Source organism: Neobacillus niacini, assembly GCF_031456445.1.
Lineage (GTDB): Bacteria > Bacillota > Bacilli > Bacillales > Cytobacillaceae > Neobacillus > Neobacillus niacini_I.
Window position 1 is genome coordinate 1 of sequence record NZ_JAVDUQ010000018.1, and the last position, 18,627, is coordinate 18,627.

Consider the following 18,627-nt stretch of genomic DNA (forward strand, 5'->3'; position numbering starts at 1 on the left):
TCCCCATTATCTAAATGATTTTTTATTAATTATACAAAAAAGTACCCTATAGGTAGACCTTTTTTCAAAGTGTCTACTCTATAGGGTACATTTTAGTCTGCCTTTACTTTTTCAAGGATAAATTATGATGCTTTCGATTCCTTTTTCGCTGATTCCCTTGAAAAGAACCATCCCCCAGCAGCAATCGCAACTAAGACAAGATAGAAGCTTATTTTCCACTCACTAGAATGGGCAAATTCTTCATTTAAAATAGCGAGTGAGGGATGTGAAAGTGTATAGACTACAAGCTTTACCCCTACCCAGCCAACAATCATAAAGGCTGCCATTTCAAGACCGGGACGTTTCTCCAATAACTGAACAAATTTATTTGCCGCAAAACGCATGATGATCAATCCAAGAAAGCCCCCGGCAAAAATCACTAAGAATTTACCTCCATCTAGACCGCCGATATTCGGAAGCTTTGTTTCTGGAAGCACCACAGCCATTGCCACCGCGGCAAGGATTGAATCGACAGCAAAGGCAAGATCAGCGAGTTCTACCTTTAACACAGTAGTCCAAAAACCGCTCGTTTTTGGCTCTTTCGGTTTCTCTTCTGTTTTACTCTTCACTAGCTTGCGAAAAATATGATTCCCCGCCATGAACAACAAATAGATGGCCCCGATTGCCTGCACCTGCCATACATCCACCAAGTATGAAATAACAAACAAAGAGGCAAAGCGGAACATAAACGCGCCCGCTAACCCGTAAAACAAAGCTTTCTTTCGTTTTTCCTCAGGTAGATGTCTCACCATAATTGCAAGCACCAGTGCATTATCTGCTGCTAAAAGTCCTTCCAATGCCACAAGAATCAATAAAACCCAGCCATACTCCAATAAAATTGAAATATCCATCAAACCATCCTCCTCAAAAATTTTTAAAAGTCTCCTTTTGCCATTTTGAATATTGCGAAAGCCCAGCCTCTACAATGATGTGAGCTATAGCAATAAAAATAGGTCTTTACATGTGGGTAAAAGCCTAAATTTTACCCACATGTAAAGACCTAAAAATCCAAAAAGACCTTTACCTGGGGGTAAATGTTTGAACATTTACCCTAAGTAAAGGTCTTGCTAACAACGTCAAGGTTGCCAATAAAGCCGGAGAAATCAGGTTTCTCGAAATGACGACTTTATTGTACAGCTACTCCCCTTTAAAAAGGAAATATTTAATTAATATTATTATATATTTATATTTTCATATTTGTCAATAATTACAAACCATATACCTCTGAATATTTTTTCTCCAAGTATTGGACTAAGTAATCTGCATTCAATTCTTCACCTGTCACCTTTTGAATTAATTCATTCGGGGTGTAGAGTTTACCATATTGATGAATGTTTTCTTTTAACCAATTTTGAATAAGGTCAAATCTACCATGTTCAATATGATGATAGAAATCAGGCAGGTCTTGTTCAATCTTTCTTAGTATTTGTGCGGCATACAAATTCCCTAATGAATAAGAAGGGAAATAGCCGATTCCGCCAAACGACCAGTGAACATCCTGGAGGACACCCTCTGTATCGGTGCCAGGGGTGACTCCAAGATAATCCTGCATTTTCTCATTCCAGATAGCTGGCAAGTCTTTCGCTTCAATTTCCCCCGCCATTAAGGCTTTTTCAATTTCGTAGCGGATCATAATATGCAAATTATAGGTTAACTCATCTGCCTCCACTCGAATAAATGATGGCTGTACTGTATTTACCGCTCGGTAGAATTCCTCTACTGTTACATTTTCCAGCGTTTCAGGAAATTGAGCCTGAAGCTGCGGATAAAAATAATTCCAGAATTCTTTGCTGCGACCGACCATATTTTCCAAAAATCTTGATTGGGACTCATGTATTCCGAAAGAAGCACCGCTTTGAAGAACAGAACCTTCAAATTCCGGATTGATATTTTGCTCATAAATTCCATGACCGGCTTCATGAATCGTGCCAAACAAGGCTGATCGAACATTATGCTCTAAATAACGGGTTGTTAAGCGGACGTCTCCTGTATTGACTGTCTGGGCGAAAGGATGGACGGTTTCATCCAATCTTCCCGCTTCAAGATCAAATCCAATCAACGGTAAAATAAAGCGGTTAAATGCTTTTTGTTTTTTCACATCATAGGATTGGTCAAAGATTTCCGAAGGTGTCGGTCTTCCTGATTGTTGAATTCTTTCTAGTAAATTGACAGTTGATTCTCTTAATTTTGCAAACAATGGATCTAGTTTTTTAACGGTTAAGCCCGGCTCAAACTCATCTAACATCGCATCATATGGATGTTCTTCATAACCGTAAATTTCAGCAAACCTTCTTTTAAAATTTACAATTTTCTCAAGATACGGAAGAAACAGGTCAAAGTCATTCGTCGCCCTTGCCTCTTCCCATGCATCATTGGCTTGAGCAGTCAAAATCGAATATTCCTGGAAAAGGTCTGCCGGAATGGTTTTTGCTTTCTTATAATAATCTCTATACTCCCTTACCTTCGCCATCGTAACATCATCCACGGATAAAGCGCTTTCATTCGTACTAAGCACGTCTATTAAGCTGCCCATCTCCTCTGAAACCGACAGTTTAAATACTTCCGTCCTTAGAGTACCGATTGCCTTCGCAAAGGTATGCCTTCCTTTTTTCGGTGCCATCACCTTTTGATCCCAATCTGTTAAACCAATGATGCTTGAAAAATGCGAGATTTTTTCATCCAAAGCTTTAAATTGTTCTAAAGCCTTCTGAACAGTTGGATCAATCACTTTATGCTCCACTATGTATGACCCCCTATTGGTATTAAACAGGCCAGGTAAACTAACCTGCCTATTCCCTTTTAATTATAAAATAATCTATCTAATATGGGAAAAATTTAGAAAGTCTTTTTATTGACAAATTTCTCAACCGCAATCGAAATTTGCTGTCATTAAACTTATTAAGGTTCTGTATAAATTTTACAAACTGTAGGTAAAAATAGAATTTAGGTTTTAAAAACTTAAATTATCGTTCCGAAATTATTGGAATTTATATTATTACAGGAGGCAGCACTAATGGATCAAAACTCACGGACAACTGTTGGACAACCCAAACAAAGAATTGATGCGGTTGAAAAAGCTGCTGGGACCATACGCTTTATTGATGACTTTACAATCCCTGGGTTAGCCCATGCAAAGCTTGTGACAAGTAAGCATGCGCATGCACAAATTCATTCAATCGACCTTTCGGAGGCATGGAAGGTTACCGGTGTTCGCGCAATTGTTACAGGTAAGATGTTTCCGTATCATATTGGTCCCATTCTTGCTGACCGTCCCCCTTTAGCTTTTGAAAAAGTTAGATATTACGGTGAACCTATAGCAATTGTGGTAGCTGACCATGAACATCAAGCCAAACAAGCCGCACAGCTGGTAAAGGTTGATTATGAACCATTGCCTGTTGTAAATTCCGTAAGGGAAGCTTTTCAAAAGGAATCCGCTTTAATTCATGAGAACTCAGGGCAATATACAAAAATTATTAGTAATGTTTACCCTGTACAAGGAACGAATATTGGCAGCCATATTAAAATCCGCAAAGGAAATTTCATTCAGGCTTGGGAAGAATGTGCAACAAAGATAAAGGAAACCTATTCCTTTAACCTTTCCGACCACGCGGCATTGGAGACCAGAAGTACAAGGGTGGAGATAAAATCTTCCGGAAAGGTGATTATTCATTCCACGACACAATCTCCCTTTACGATTAAAAAAGTAATGAATCAATTTTTTAATATCGAACTCGGAAATATCATTGTTCATACGACGATTGTTGGCGGAGCGTTCGGCGGGAAAGGAACAGTACAGTTGGAACCGCTTGCTTATTTAGCATCAAAGGCTGTTGGCGGAAAAATGGTGAAATTAGATTATGAACGGGAGGAGGACTTGATTACTGCTCCGTGTCATATTGGTGTTGAAGCTACGATTTCCCTTGGGACTGATAAAGATGGGAAACTAATGGCGGGTCAATATACATTTTTAATCGATTCTGGTGCCTACACGGACCAAGCAGCCGGAATAACCAGGGCAATGGCGCTTGATTGTACAGGCCCCTATAATATTCCAAATGTATGGTGCGATTCATATTGTATGTATACCAATCACCCATATGCTACTTCTTTCAGGGGTTACGCACATCCTGAATTAACTTTTGCAGTCGAGCGAACAATGGATCAGATTGCCAAAAAATTAAAAATCGACCCAATTGAACTGAGAAAGATCAATGCGATTAAACCAGGAGATACCGCCCCAACACAGACCGGCATTAATGCTAATAATATTGGTGATACATTGCAATGTCTAGAACGGGCAAAAGAATTGATTCAATGGGACGAGGGACAGAGAATTGAAATAAATAATAAAATACGGGCTAAAGGAATCAGCACCTTTTGGAAAACATCAACAACTTCTACGAATGCTCAATCAGGTGCCATTTTAAAGTTTGAAGCGGATGGCAGCGTGAACTTGAACTGTGCGGCAATTGAATTGGGGCAAGGAACCAAAACCGTTCTAGCGCAAATTGTAGCGGAAAGATTAAAAATGGATATTAATAAGGTCCATATTACGATGGAAGTTAATTCCCAATATGACCCACACCAATGGCGGACTGTCGCAAGCAGTACCACTTTTCTAGCTGGGAGAGCAGTCATGGCCGCGGCAGATGACGCAATTTCTCAATTAAAAAACACCGCTTCGATTGCCCTGCAATGTTCTTCTGAAGACTTAGAGGTAGACGGCGGACGTGTATATTTAAAACCGAATCCTGAATATGGTGTTCAAATAAAGGATATCTGCTTAGGTTATAAATATCCAAATGGACATGCAATAGGTGGGCAAGTTGTAGGTCAAGGAAAGTATATTCAAAGGCATTTGACGCCAATGGATCAAGAAACCGGTTTTGGTAAACCAGGACCTTGGTGGTCTGTGGGGGTTCAAGCAGTAGAAGTTGAATGGGATACAAAAGATTTTACATACAAAATTTTAAAGGCTGTTACAGTTCTTGATGGTGGTACCATCATTAATCCTGCAACGGCGAGCCAGCAGATGAGGGGCGGGATGTATTTAGGTCTTAGTTTTGCCAGTCGAGAAGCATTCATTTTTGATGAAAAGGGTATTGTTCAAAACCCCCAATTACGAACCTATCAGATTATGAGGTATGGCGAACAGCCAACCGAATACCTTGTCGATTTTGTTGAATCACCTGCTGCTGACGGACCATACGGGGCACGCGGCATAGGTGAGTACGGAGTGATCGGAATGGCTGGGGCGCTAGCAAACAGCTTGTCTACTGCAGCAGAAGTTGAGTTAAACCATTTACCCCTTATCCCAGAATTAATTTGGAAGACAAAAAAGGAGCACATAAAATGATTCCTTTTGACTTTGAATACTATAAACCAACTACTGTTACAGAAGCACTAAATATATTCGAGGACATCCAAAAACGAGGGAAAAAGGTAATCTTTTATAGCGGAGGGACTGAATTTATTACTTTTGCCCGAATGAATAAAATGGCAGCAGAAGCTGTTATCGATATTAAGGGAATCCCTGATTGTCAGGTACTCGAAGTCCAAGGGGAAACACTCGTCATCGGTTCAGCCGTTTCCTTGAATAAAATCGTCGATTCCAAGTTATTTCCTCTTTTAGGGCAAACAGTAAAAGGTGTGGCGGATCATACTTCAAGAAACAAGATTACGCTTGGCGGAAATATTAATAGCGGTTTAATGTATCGGGAAGGCGTCTTACCGCTTCTATTATCCGATGCAATGGTAAAAATAGCAGGAAATGAGGAAAAAAACATACTCCCTCTAAAGGATGTATTTAATAAGAAGTTGCAATTAAATTCAGGACAGCTTCTCGTTCAAATAATAATCGATGTGTCCTATGCAAGCCAAAAATTTATCTGTCTAAAAAAGACCAAAATTTCTAAAGTCGGATATCCTGTAGTGACGATAGCAGCGCTTATAAAAGACAGCAAGATTCGGGCCGCATTTAGTGGTGTGTGTGATTACCCCTTTAGGTCATCAGAAATTGAAGCCATTTTAAATGATACCTCTCTTACAAACGATGAGCAGATTGAAAAGGCAGTCAAAGGACTCCCCTCACCAATTGTTAACGATATTCAAGCGTCAGCAGGATACCGTGAATTTGTCCTAAAAAATACTTTGCAAGAAACGATTGAAGCTTTGAAGGAGAAAACCTCATGATTTCTAATAGTACATCGAAAACAGTTATTAAACTAAACATTAATGGGGAAACCCATGAAGTAATGGTTCGGTCAGCCGATACCCTTTTATGGATTCTCCGAGAACAACTAGGATTAACAGCCGCAAAGCGTGCATGTGAAAATGGTGATTGTGGTGCCTGTACGGTATTAGTGAATAGGGAACCAACTCATTCATGCCTATCACTAGCAATCGAAACAATTAATCAGCCGATCACTACTGCTGAGAGCCTAATAGGTTCTCCTATTCAAAACCAATTTGTTGACAAGTGGGCAATCCAATGCGGGTACTGTACCCCCGGATTTATTTTAAACTGTCATGCCCTAGCGACTAAGCACCCTGAAGCTGATGATGAAGTAATTGAAGAGTGGATGAGATCAAATCTGTGCAGGTGTACAGGCTATCAGGAAATTAAAGAAGCTGTAAAGGCTGTGTTACAAGAAAGTGAGATTTATAAGGATAAAGGAAAACCAGCTTCCTGATGGAAACTGGTTTTCTTTATCCTTTTTTAAAGCTGTAATTTCCTTGATTAAGCCCCTCAATGAGGGTAAGCTGTTGAGCAGCCTGTTCAATTTGCTGTTGAACCTGCTCCAATTGTTGCTGCTGAGCTGTTTGTGCTTGCGTTACGGCCATTCCCTGCATTTGGTTCAGCTGTTGTGTTGCCTGCTGCAGCTGCTGTTGTGCCTGTTGTAGGGACTGAAGATTACTCATTGTAGCACTTTGTTGAATGGTTGTTGATGCTTGCTGCATCGATTGAAGTGCCTGTTTCTTCTGTGTTTGAAATTGTTGCTCCATCATGGACTGATTTTCCTGGAGTTGCTGTTGTTGCTGCATCATTTGCTGCTGCTGAAAGTTTTGTGATTGCTGCTGGCTTTGCTGACCAGAGCTTTGTGGCTGCTGGTTTTGCTGACTCTTTTTTTTCACAGGAGTCCCCCCTATATTTTCTCTTCTTTTAGCTTTCATTAAATAAATTCATTTTAACCAAATTATTTAGATTGATTTACAAAAAATCGTTAGAAAGGAAATACTTTACACCTGCGGCACTCCATCTGTAAAATAAATAGTAATAATACCAACTTATGGATAGGGCATAATAAAATGGACTTAGCACGGTTGGCATAAAAGGATGTGTAACAAACATTGGAGAAAAAGCAAAAGTCCCATTTTCCTTTTCGAATTAATTTATTGTTTTTTAGCGTCTTTCTTTTATTTTCTGCACTTATTTTACGTCTTGGGTTTGTACAAATTGTTTACGGTGAAAATTTCAAGCGGGATCTTGAAAGGAACGAGGATATTACGATAAAAAATCCGGTTCCAAGGGGGAAAATGCTCGATCGAAATTATAAAGTGATTGTCGATAATACCCCAAAAAGAGCCATTACCTATACAAACATGGGATCCGATCAGGAAGAAATGCTTGATACAGCAAGGAAATTAGCGAAGCTTATCGATAAAAAAACGGATAAACTGACGGAGTGGGATAAAAAAGATTTCTGGATTTTAAAATACCCCGAGTTAGCGGACGCCAAAATCACCAAAAGTGAAAATGAACTTTACAAAGCAAAAAAATTAAAAGATAAAAACCTTTATGAATTAAAAATTCAGCGGATTACAAAGCGGGATCTAAAACAACTGACACCTGAAGATCTTGAAGTAGCTGCGATTTTTCGTGAATTTCGAAATGGTTATAAATTCACCCCGCAAATCGTCAAGAATGAAGATGTAACGGATAAAGAATTTGCGGTGGTCAGCGAAAATCTTCAGTCCCTTCCAGGTGTGGATACGACAACCGATTGGGAAAGGTCCTATAATTTTGATAAAACCTTAAAATCTGTTTTAGGCAAAGTAACCAAATCAGATGAAGGTCTGCCTGCCGATCAGCTCCATTATTTTTTATCGAAAGGTTATAACCGAAATGACCGTGTCGGCAAAAGTTATTTAGAAGCCCAATATGAAGACATCCTGCATGGATATAAGTCACGGGTGAAAAACGTCACCGATAAACAAGGGAATGTTGTGGATACCGAGGTCGTCTTTGACGGACAGCGCGGGAAAGACCTGGTATTAAGCATTGATATGGAATTGCAAAAAAAGGTGGAAAGAATTATTGAGGAGGAGCTTTGGTCGTTAAAAAGACTGCCTGGGACTTATTTTTTAGACCGCGCATATGTGGTGTTAATGGATCCGAAAACAGGAGAAATTCTGACGATGGCGGGAAAAAGGATCGTACGAGACGATAAAACCGGCAGAACGGAAATGATAGACGATGCTCTTGGGACATTTACTACCACTTACAATGTTGGCTCTGCTGTCAAAGGGGCTACCGTTTTAACCGGTTATAAAACGGGGGCCCTATCTCCCGGAACCTATTTAAGTGACGAACCGATTAGAATCAGAAGTACACCTGTTAAAAAATCATGGATGTATTTGGGGACCTTAAACGATCTTAATGCCCTGAAATTGTCCTCCAATGTCTACATGTTTCGGACTGCCATCAAAATTGGCGGCGGAAATTATATTCCGGATCAGCCTTTATCGCTTAAACCCAATAGCTTTGATATTATCCGAAACTCCTTTGCCAGCTTCGGTCTAGGAACAAGAACCGGCATCGACCTCCCGAACGAACAGGCAGGGTTTAAAGGTTCAAGCAGGCTTCCGGGATTTTTACTTGATCTCGTTATCGGGCAATATGATACCTATTCTCCGATACAGATGGCCCAATATGTCTCGACCATTGCTAACGGCGGCTATCGAATGCAGCCCCATCTGGTAAAAGAAATCCGTGAACCATTAAATGGCTCGGAGAATGTTGGACCCGTTTTTAAACAAATCCATCCAAAAGTTTTAAATATGATTGATATAAAATCAGAATGGATTAGCCGGGTACAGCTTGGATTTAAGATGGTGTTTCAAGTGCCTGGGGGTACCGCCTATCCTTACTTTAAAGGTGCTCCCTATTCCCCCGCAGGAAAAACAGGAACGGCGGAGGGATTTTATGACGGACCTGACCGCTGGAGATATGGCAAAGAACCGCCGGGGGTGATTAACCTAAGTCTTGTCAGCTATGCACCAAGCTATGATCCTCAAGTTGCAATGGCTGTGCTTGTACCATGGGCCTACACCGGCCAGTCTGAAAATAAAGCAAATTTCCGCATTGGCCGAAGGGTGATGGATACGTATTTTCATTTAAAACAAAAATAATCATTTTCTTAAAACTGGTTTGGAGTCCTCTCCAAACCAGTTTGCTTTTCAACATTCTTTTTTTGCAAAAAGTACGGAATTCATATTTATTCCAAAAAAGGGAAACATAATTGAAAAAGGCGATGGGGAGCTGGAACCAAATGGCCTGGTTTACCAAAAAACAAGAACAAAAACAGGAAAAAGAATCTCTTGAACAGTATCTTCAGCAATCAAAGGATTTTAAGCAGGTTTCATATGTCAATCAAAAGACTAACAACCATTTTAATTTTTCATTTATTTCCAGTCTCATTGATGAATCGATTTTACAGAATAACGCACTTCCTTATTTACTTGAAAAAAACTTTGAAACAATTGAGGATATTAAAAAAATCATTCCCCTTGCAGATGTACAAATCAGCGAGGATCAAAGCGTTATTGAACAGAAATTATTTAATGGTTACGTTCTTCTGACACTTGAATCAGAGAAGAAGAAATTTGCGTTTATAGCAGCACAAAAGGAAATTGTCCGCAGTGTATCCACCCCTGAGGTCGAGTTTAGTGTAATTGGACCAAAGGAAGCTTTTGTTGAATCCATCGAACACAATATAAACCTAATTCGAAAAAGGCTTCCTATCAAAGAACTAATTTTTGAAGAATTTGAAGTAGGCTCCCTTTCCAAGACGAAAGTGGTTGTTATGCATATTGATGGCATTACAGATCCGGTTAATGTCCAAACCGTAAAAGAACGGATCAAAGGGATTGAATTTGATGGGGTTACCGACAGTTCCTATATTGTTCAATTAATATCGGATAATAAAAATTCTCCTTTTCCCCAGCTTCTTGATACGGAGCGTCCGGATAGGGTTACAGCGATTCTGGCAGAAGGGAAAGTTGCTATTTTTGTGGATGGGTCGCCACATGTTCTAATCACCCCAACAACATTGGTTGAATTCTTTAGTTCTTTCGAGGATTATTTCTTAAATTGGATTTTGGCTTCTTTTTTCCGGCTGATTCGGCTTTTTTCTGTTGCATTTTCCATTTTAATAACACCTATCTATGTTGCTACCCTATCGTATCATTACGAAATGATTCCAGAGGATTTAATGAACACATTAGTTACCTCACGTCGAGCAATACCTCTCCCTCCAATCCTAGAGGCGTTATTTTTAGAACTGACCATTGAATTGCTGAGGGAGGCAGGCGCCAGACTTCCAACTAAGGTCGGCCAGACAATTGGTATCGTAGGCGGTATCGTGATTGGAACAGCATCCGTTGAAGCGGGATTAACCAGTAATGTCCTGCTGATTATCGTGGCACTTGCTGCACTCGCATCTTTTACGACGCCTGTATATAAAATGGGCAATGCCATTCGGTTACTGCGCTTTCCATTTTTATTTTTCGCCGATTTGTGGGGACTGCTCGGGATCATCTTTTGTTTTTGTTTTTTATTGACACACTTAATACGGCTTACTTCCCTTAATCGGCCATTCTTGGAGCCGCTCTATCCGCCAAGAGTAACCGATCTGAAAGATTCACTGATCAGACTTCCATTTGAGAGACAATCAAAGCGGCCATTAGCATTAAGAACGAAAAACCCGACACGTTTTACCGCTCCTAGGAAAAAAAGCTCAAAAGGGGATATTGATGAAGAAGTACCGGAGGATGAAAAATGGAACAAATAGTGCCTGAAAAAGTAAAAATATCACCTTTTTTAGTTTTTTTTATCGTCCATACGATGCAATTTGGGGTAGGTGTCCTTGGCTTTCAGCGCATAATTGCTGTAACGGCGGGGTATGATGCATGGATAGCGGTTGTTTTGGCCGGTTTAAGCACCCATATTATAGTGTGGATCATATACAAAATCACCGATACAGCAAATGGGGATATCTTGACTGCCCATACTTTCGTGTTTGGCAAGAATCTAGGCAAGCTTATGTCCCTGCCATTTATGATCTATTATATAATGATTGCTGTCATTACACTCCGCTCTTATATAGAAGTGATCCAAGTTTGGATGTTTCCGGATTTAAGCACCTTTTGGTTTTCGGTAGCCTTTTGCGGGTTAGCGATCTATATCATTTTCGGAGGGTTTCGCACGCTAACGGGTATAGCATTCTTTGGTGTGATCCTTCCCAGTTATTTAATTTTCAGCTTTTTATTTACGCTTCCTTATGCCGATATTAGAAATTTACTGCCCATTTTTGATCATTCGATAAAGGATATAATGACCGCATCTTATCAAATGTCTTTTACCTACCTTGGCTATGAGGTCTTACTATTTATTTACCCTTTTATTAAAGAACCGCAAAAATCAAAAAAATGGGCTCATCTAGGAACCCTTACTACTACGGTCCTCTATGCGTTTATTACGATTATTACCTTTGCCTATTTTTCAGAAGGGCAGCTGCAAAAAAATGCATGGGCAACCTTAACCCTTTGGAAAATAGTGGAATTGCCTTTTGTCGAGAGATTTGAATTCATTGGGATCGCCAATTGGTGTCTCATTATTCTCCCTAATATTAGTATTGCATTATGGTGCAGCAGCAGAATTGTCAAAAAAGTGACCAACATGAAACAAAAATATGGAGTTTTTCTACTCGCATTGATTGTAATCATTATCACTAGCCTTTTTAAAACTAGGCAGCAGATTAACCTCTTGGCCACCTATGTCGGAGGAATATTTTTTTTCTTATTTTATGCATACATTCCCTTACTCCTTTTGCTAATGTTAATAATCAAGAAGGTGAAGAAAAAATGAGATATCTAATAATTCCTTCCATCATCGTATTCGTTCTGCTGGGTGCCTGCGTCCAAAAGGAAATCTTAGATGATGTCAGTCTCGAAACAGGAAGCGGCTATGATTATGTAAATGGAAAGATACGCGGAACAACACTCATTCCGGTCTATTTGCCTGATAAAAGCGTAAGAAATAAAACCTTTACGGCCTTTTCCCAACAAAGCAGGGAGTTTTTACTCAATATCCAGCGTCAATCTTCAGATCCAATTGTAACAGGAAGCCTTAAGGTGGTCCTTTTCGGTGAAAAGCTTTCAAAAAAAGAGGGAATTTTAGCGCTGATGGATTCATTTCAACGAGACCCCAGTATTGGCGCAGGCCTTTACCTCGCTGTAACAGAGGGGGAATCAAAGAAGTTTTTAGCAGGTGATTATGGAAACAGAGGGAATGCGGTTTATATAACCAATCTTATCCGCCATAATATGAAAAACAAAGATGTCCCAAAAACAGACATGCAGCGGTTTTTATTTGATTTCAACCAAATTGGAAAAACCCCTTATCTTCCAAGGTTAAAAAAAATCGGCAAAGAACAAATGGAAATAAGCGGTATCAGCTTTTTTCGCTATGGTAAAATTGTCGATTCCATCCCTGCTAAGAAAATGTTTTATTTTAAGCTGCTTGTGGACAAATATAGTCAAGGAACTTTAAATATCAGCATCGACAAGGAACAGGCAGTTGTTGAAAGTATTCGTTCCAAATACAAAATGCAGCTTGCGTCCAGAAATCCATACACCGTAGATGTGAAGCTTAAGGTGAATGCGGTGTTGAATGAATATTCCGGTAAAAAAGTAACACCCAAAGACATAAAAAAAATCGAAAAAAAATTACAAAAAAATATTGAATTCGAATGCCGGGACTTAGTAACTGAATTTAAAGAAAAAAATATTGACCCTGTAGGCTTTGGTCATTTTATAAAAAGCAAAACCAGAAATTTTAGTTTTGAAAATTGGAAAACGGACTACCAATATCTAAAAGTAAACGTCCATGCGGATGTAACGATTATGGAATCAGGAGTCATTGAATAATCAATAAGGACACACCACTATTTGCAAGCAGTGTGTCCTTTCTTGTTTCATTTTCTTTCCAAAACGGATTTAACCGCTTTTTCAATTTCGGCGTATCCTGTACAGCGGCAAATATTGGACCTTAACCACTCTTTTATCTTTTGTTCATTTGCATCCGGATGTTGCTCGATAAGCGAATGGCAATTCATGATGAACCCTGGCGTACAGTAGCCGCACTGAAAGGCGAAGTTTTCAACAAACGCCTTCTGGATCGGTGCATCCTGTAATCCTTCAATGGTAGTAAGCTTTTTTCCATCTGCCTCCACAGCCAACATTAAACATGATTTCATCGGCCAGCCCTCTACATTTACCGTACATGCACCGCAATCCCCATTTAAACAGCCTGGTTTTGCACCTGTTAGCCCTAGCTTGTTCCTGATTGCAAATAATAATGTGTCAGCAGATCGAACTGTAACGGTATGATTTTCCCCATTAACATTTAGGTTAAGAATATGAGATTTCACCTACTTTCCCCCTCTCCAGAACCCCAATCAAACGACTGCCCCATCCAACTCTATTAAAATATCCTCTAATAAATGCCGTAAAACAAATAGGCGATATTCACTTGAGCCTTCGACATCATTTAGAATAGGATCAGGTAAGTCCGTTAAGGCACGGTTGATTCTCTCTCTTCCAGGCAGTGAACGATTATTTAACGATTCTTCTATTTTTTCCGACCGAAATGGAAATGGGCAAAGTCCGCTCACCGCCACACGGATTTGATTCTCTATTTTTAAAGCGTTAACGGTAATTAAAGGATAACCGGTATCCCATTGCTGTCTACGCTTGATGCTGATAAAAGGGGCATCAATATATTTTTTCTCCGTTGCGACTTGAACAAGAAATTCCCCATTGTTTAATTGCAGTTGTTTTTGAAAAATATCATTGATAGCAGCTACTTTCACCCCTTCAGGGCCCACCATGACCGCCTGACTTTCCGCTAGTAAAAACGGCAGAACGGTCTCTCGGTAAAAAATTCGCGCGCAAATATTCCCGCCGAGCGTAATTTTCCCCCGTGCCGTATGGTCCGCCACTTCGCTGGCCGTTTTCGTTAATAAAGGGAACGGATTTGCTTCCTCAATTTGGGTCAAGGTCAAGGTGCTACCGAGGACCAGAAAATCCCCGTCCATTTCCATGACTTGAGATTCTGCCAAACCTTTCAAATCAATCACAGCTTCACTATAGACGAGATCAATTCTTCCAAGGGTGATTAATTCGGTACCTCCGGAAATAAACATCGGCTGTTTTCCCTGCTGGTCTAAATTTTGATATAAATCAACTGCTTCCCTTAAAGATGTTGGTTTATAATAATCAAAATCAAATGGAATCATGGCCGCGCCTTCTCCTTTGTCTTCCAGATAAGCTCTGGAATCAGAGGTAAATGATGAAGCGATACTCCGGCAGCAATGGAAAGGGCATTCCCAAGCGCACCGGGCATTCCCATTAAACCATGTTCACCAACACCGCGTGCCCCGTATGGACCATCAAGCTGTGGGGTTTCAACAAATCCGACTAAGTATTCAGGGTTTTCTCCATAGTGCAGCGGTCGGTATGTTCTAAGCTGCGGGTTTAACACTCTGCCAAGTTCATCGAAATAAAACGTTTCTCTGCCGGCAAAAGCGAGCCCCATGCTCATCGCCCCCATCACCTGCCCTTGTGCCGCTTTTTCGTTCATGACCTTGCCAAGATCGACGACGGTTGCTGCTTTTACCAAGCGGTAGGTAAAATCTCTACGATCGAATTCAACCTCTACTCCATATGCTGCTACTGTCCATTCCGGTCCAGGCCTTCCTGCCCCAGTTTCCGGGTCGATGGTTGTAAGATGACGTAAAATATAGTTCCCTTTGCCGATGATTTGCCCGCCAATGGCGTTTCCATTCGGATATTTATATCCATAGCCAACTTCTTTAAATTCAAGCCCAATGGCAGGATCATCCCGCAGAAAAACTCGACTGTTTCCCACTTCAAGATCTTCAATTGGTGCTCTCAAAACACAGGCCGCAACTTCTTTAAGTTGACGTATAACATCATCCGCTGCTTCTAAGACGGCTCTTCCTCCCATAAACGTTCCCCTGCTTGCAACAGTTTTCCAATGCTCTGGTGTTGTTTGCGTATCGACTTCCATCCGGACATGCACTTTATCCACATCCATTTTCAGTCTCTCTGCAAGGATTTGCGCCAAGACCGTCTTGGTCCCTGTTCCAATTTCAACAACACCGGACATTAAATTAACGCTGCCGTCCTTATTAAAGGTGATAATTGCACCAGAAGGAGCATCCGAGTCGACCGTGGACGTCTTCCAGCTGCAGCTTACCCCTTTAACCCGAACATAGCGCTCATTGATCTCTTTAATCGGTTCCTCATCCCAGTTAAAAATTCCTCTTAATCTCTCAATACATTTCTGTAAGTTTCCAACATTACTTTTATTTAAAAGAACCCTGGACGGAGTTGTGTTTCCAGGCTGAATTGCATTTTTATAGCGGAGCTCAAGCGGGTCCATTCCTAATTTTTGGGCGAGTAAATCCATCGTTCTTTCAATTGCAAATGAAAGTTCAGAATGGCTGAAGCCTCTGAAAGGGGATGCATAGGGATGATTTGTATACATACAATAGGAGTCACACCACAGATTTTCAACATTGTATGGCCCCGTACAATCAACCGCACCAGACCTTGAAACATCGATGGCTTTATCCGAATAGGCACCGCCATCCCACCAATAACCAATTTCCATCACTTTTATGTTCCCGCTGCGGTCTGCACCAATTTTAACTTTTGCATCTAAGCCAATATGGCATGGAGAAGTGATGATATCCTCTTCCCTGTCATTCAAAACCTTGACCGGTCTTCCCCCAACCGCCTTTGATGCTAAATAGGCAAACACTTCAAGCTGGACCGGTGCTTTCCCACCATAAGCTCCACCCACAAAGGGAGTATGAACAACAATTTTCCCCATATCTTCACCGAAGTAGTCCGAAATTAGCCTTTTGACCATAAATGGGGCTTGTGAAGAAGTTGTTATATTGATAATGCCATCCGGTAAAATCTCGCAAATCGCACATCTTGTTTCAATTGCCACATGGTCTGATGGCGAAAATGAAAAACTTGCCTCGACCGTTGTTTCACTTTCTGCCCAACCCTTATCCATACTGCCTTTACGGATTTTATAATGGGTTGCAATATTGGTCCCGGGAACCGGGAAGGAAACCTCATCTTTTTTATACGATCCTAATTGTGGGTGGAGAAGAGGAGCGTTTTTTTGAAACGCTTGTGTGGGTGAATTAACAACCGGTAGTAATTCATATTGCACCTTAACCCGAGCAGCTGCTTTTTTTGCCTGGGGAGCAGTATCCGCAACTACAAGTACCACTGGCTCCCCATGGTAGCGAACTCTTTCAAAAGCAATTGGAGGCCGATCACGTAAACTCTCTCCGATTAGGGGCAGATGCTCTTCCCCTTTCACAATGGACCTAACACCTGGCATTTTCTCTGCCTCTGTAGTATCTATATTAACGATTCGTGCATGCCCGTAAGGACTAATCACCATTTTACAGGAAAGCATCTTGACTGATTGGTGGTCATGCGTGTATCGAGCCCTTCCTGTTACTTTATCCTGTGCTTCCTTACGTATGACACTTTTCCCAATTACCTCCAACACTTATTCCCTCCCTATCAGCACAAAAATTCCTACTCTATTTATATTCATGTTTCATACCGTCCTAGAATGTTAATTTTTTACTTTATGCTGTCATAATCTTTTATAAACATCCTTTGTTAGGAGATGTTGATGTGAAATTAACAAAGTTTACAGACCCTTTACCAATACCACTTGTACTAAAGCCAAAGTGGAAATCATCAGGTTACACGTATTACGAAGTGAAAATGAAGGAAGGAAAACAAAGCCTGCATAGCCAAATGCCTCATACAACAATATGGGGTTATGAAGGAAGGTACCCAGGTCCAACCATTGAAGTGGAAATGGGTGAGACTGTCTACGTGAAATGGATGAACGCTTTACCTGAAAAGCATCTTTTTGCAATTGACCATACGGTTCACGGCGCGGAAAAAGATAAACCTGATGTTCGCACCGTTGTTCATCTTCATGGGGGCAGAACAGAACCGGAGAGTGATGGATATCCCGATGCATGGTTTACAAAGGGATACGGAAAAACGGGGCCATTTTTCGCAAAAGAAATATATGAATATGGGAACCGGCAAAGGGCAAGGACACTTTGGTATCATGATCATGCCATTGGGATTACCAGATTAAATATTTATGCCGGGTTGGCAGGGTTTTACATCATTCGCGACTCTCATGAACGATCACTTAATCTGCCCGGAGGCAAATTTGAAATTCCCTTACTGATTCAAGACCGTTCCTTCAATGAGGATGGCTCCTTTTTTTATCCCGAAAAGTCAAAAAAAGATACCAGCGGAATTACCCCTTCGATTATTTCTTCTTTTTTTGGGGATACGATTGTAGTTAATGGGAAAGTCTGGCCCTTCCTTGAGGTGGAGCCAAGAAAATATCGGTTTCGCTTGTTAAATGGAGCAAACGCGAGGTTTTTCCATTTGTTTTTCGACTCAGGGCAGCCGTTTTTTCAAATTGGTACAGATAGCGGATTTTTGGAACAGCCCTTCTCAGTCCATTCACTGCTACTTGCTCCAGCTGAACGGGCTGACGTGATTGTTGATTTTTCCAATATGAGCGGGAAGTCCATCCTCATGAAAAACGATGCACGAACACACTTTCCGATTGGAGATCCCGTTGACCCTGAGACAACTGGGATGGTGATGCAGTTCCGGGTAACAAAACCACTATCAAGCATTGATACAAGTGTGATTCCAGCCTTCATGGGAACGATTCATCGACTTCCGGAGTCTACCGCCCGGAAACAAAGGTATTTACAATTAAGTGAAGAAAAAGATAGGTTTGGCAGACCGCTATTTTTATTAGATCAAAAAAAATGGGATGACCCGATTAGGGAAATGCCTCAGATCGGGACAAATGAAATCTGGTGCTTTGTGAATACAAATGGGGATGATCATCCTATCCATGTCCATCTTGTTCAATTTCAAATTTTGGACCGTCAGCCATTTGATGTGGTACATTTTAAAAAAACAGGTAGGATAAGGTACACTGGTTTGCGACTGCTCCCGGATTCCGGGGAACATGGCTGGAAGGATACCGTGAAATGCCCCCCCGGTCATATAACAAGAATTATCATTCCATTTTTCCCCTTTGCCGGCCCATATGTATGGCATTGCCATATGCTTGAGCATGAAGATTATGAAATGATGCGACCGTATTGGATTCTTCCGCCCAACTAGTTTTCTTTTAAT

14 protein-coding genes are annotated in these 18,627 nt (G+C 40.8%); 8 read left to right on the forward strand and 6 right to left on the reverse strand.

Features of this window, described 5'->3' with window-relative positions:
• Positions 1 to 122: 122 nt before the first annotated feature.
• A complete protein-coding gene (locus J2Y67_RS15220) occupies positions 123 to 890 on the reverse strand; it encodes a TerC family protein (RefSeq protein WP_310175461.1) in 768 nt (255 codons plus the stop codon).
• 356 nt (positions 891 to 1,246) lie between these two features.
• Positions 1,247 to 2,779 (reverse strand): carboxypeptidase M32, encoded by a 1,533-nt coding sequence (locus tag J2Y67_RS15225; RefSeq protein WP_310175463.1) that lies wholly within the window; start codon positions 2,777 to 2,779, stop codon positions 1,247 to 1,249.
• A 273-nt stretch (positions 2,780 to 3,052) separates the two neighbouring features.
• On the opposite strand from J2Y67_RS15225, the gene J2Y67_RS15230 reads away from it, so the two are divergent.
• Genes J2Y67_RS15230 through J2Y67_RS15240 form a run of 3 tightly spaced genes read left to right on the forward strand, consistent with a single transcriptional unit; the run spans position 3,053 to position 6,731 of the window.
• Positions 3,053 to 5,395, forward strand: coding sequence for a xanthine dehydrogenase family protein molybdopterin-binding subunit (locus tag J2Y67_RS15230; RefSeq protein ID WP_310175465.1), 2,343 nt, complete (start codon positions 3,053 to 3,055; stop codon positions 5,393 to 5,395).
• Positions 5,392 to 6,231 carry an FAD binding domain-containing protein gene (locus J2Y67_RS15235; RefSeq protein WP_310175466.1) on the forward strand — a complete coding sequence of 280 codons (840 nt, stop codon included), beginning with the start codon at positions 5,392 to 5,394 and terminating at the stop codon, positions 6,229 to 6,231. Before J2Y67_RS15230 ends, J2Y67_RS15235 begins: the two co-directional genes overlap by 4 nt.
• On the forward strand, positions 6,228 to 6,731 hold the full coding sequence (locus tag J2Y67_RS15240; protein WP_310175467.1) for a (2Fe-2S)-binding protein: 504 nt from the start codon (positions 6,228 to 6,230) through the stop codon (positions 6,729 to 6,731). Before J2Y67_RS15235 ends, J2Y67_RS15240 begins: the two co-directional genes overlap by 4 nt.
• A 16-nt stretch (positions 6,732 to 6,747) precedes the next feature.
• Here the strand turns inward: J2Y67_RS15240 and J2Y67_RS15245 are convergent, their stop codons facing one another.
• On the reverse strand, positions 6,748 to 7,173 hold the full coding sequence (locus tag J2Y67_RS15245; RefSeq protein ID WP_310175469.1) for a hypothetical protein: 426 nt from the start codon (positions 7,171 to 7,173) through the stop codon (positions 6,748 to 6,750).
• A 216-nt stretch (positions 7,174 to 7,389) separates the two neighbouring features.
• Between J2Y67_RS15245 and J2Y67_RS15250 the strand changes: the two genes are divergently transcribed.
• From J2Y67_RS15250 to J2Y67_RS15265, 4 genes are all read left to right on the forward strand, one after another.
• Positions 7,390 to 9,450 (forward strand): peptidoglycan D,D-transpeptidase FtsI family protein, encoded by a 2,061-nt coding sequence (locus J2Y67_RS15250; RefSeq protein WP_310175471.1) that lies wholly within the window; start codon positions 7,390 to 7,392, stop codon positions 9,448 to 9,450.
• A gap of 140 nt (positions 9,451 to 9,590) precedes the next feature.
• Positions 9,591 to 11,111, forward strand: a complete 1,521-nt coding sequence (locus J2Y67_RS15255; protein WP_310175638.1) for a spore germination protein — start codon at positions 9,591 to 9,593, stop codon at positions 11,109 to 11,111.
• On the forward strand, positions 11,099 to 12,187 hold the full coding sequence (locus J2Y67_RS15260) for a GerAB/ArcD/ProY family transporter (RefSeq protein ID WP_310175473.1): 1,089 nt from the start codon (positions 11,099 to 11,101) through the stop codon (positions 12,185 to 12,187). Before J2Y67_RS15255 ends, J2Y67_RS15260 begins: the two co-directional genes overlap by 13 nt.
• The gene (locus J2Y67_RS15265) at positions 12,184 to 13,248 is read left to right on the forward strand and encodes a Ger(x)C family spore germination protein (protein ID WP_310175475.1); all 1,065 of its coding nucleotides are present in this window, start codon (positions 12,184 to 12,186) and stop codon (positions 13,246 to 13,248) included. Before J2Y67_RS15260 ends, J2Y67_RS15265 begins: the two co-directional genes overlap by 4 nt.
• Before the next feature lie 47 nt (positions 13,249 to 13,295).
• Here the strand turns inward: J2Y67_RS15265 and J2Y67_RS15270 are convergent, their stop codons facing one another.
• The 3 genes from J2Y67_RS15270 to J2Y67_RS15280 are packed head-to-tail and all read right to left on the reverse strand — an operon-like array spanning position 13,296 to position 16,939.
• Positions 13,296 to 13,751 carry a (2Fe-2S)-binding protein gene (locus J2Y67_RS15270; protein WP_310175477.1) on the reverse strand — a complete coding sequence of 152 codons (456 nt, stop codon included), beginning with the start codon at positions 13,749 to 13,751 and terminating at the stop codon, positions 13,296 to 13,298.
• Positions 13,752 to 13,778: 27 nt separating this feature from the next.
• On the reverse strand, positions 13,779 to 14,618 hold the full coding sequence (locus J2Y67_RS15275) for an FAD binding domain-containing protein (protein WP_310175479.1): 840 nt from the start codon (positions 14,616 to 14,618) through the stop codon (positions 13,779 to 13,781).
• Complete coding sequence (locus J2Y67_RS15280) at positions 14,615 to 16,939, reverse strand: xanthine dehydrogenase family protein molybdopterin-binding subunit (RefSeq protein WP_310175639.1); 2,325 nt, start codon at positions 16,937 to 16,939, stop codon at positions 14,615 to 14,617. The genes J2Y67_RS15275 and J2Y67_RS15280 overlap by 4 nt, the downstream gene beginning before the upstream one ends.
• 134 nt (positions 16,940 to 17,073) lie before the next feature.
• Here J2Y67_RS15280 and J2Y67_RS15285 point away from each other — a divergent pair, with 134 nt between their 5' ends.
• A complete protein-coding gene (locus tag J2Y67_RS15285) occupies positions 17,074 to 18,615 on the forward strand; it encodes a multicopper oxidase family protein (protein ID WP_310175481.1) in 1,542 nt (513 codons plus the stop codon).
• Positions 18,616 to 18,627: the final 12 nt, after the last annotated feature.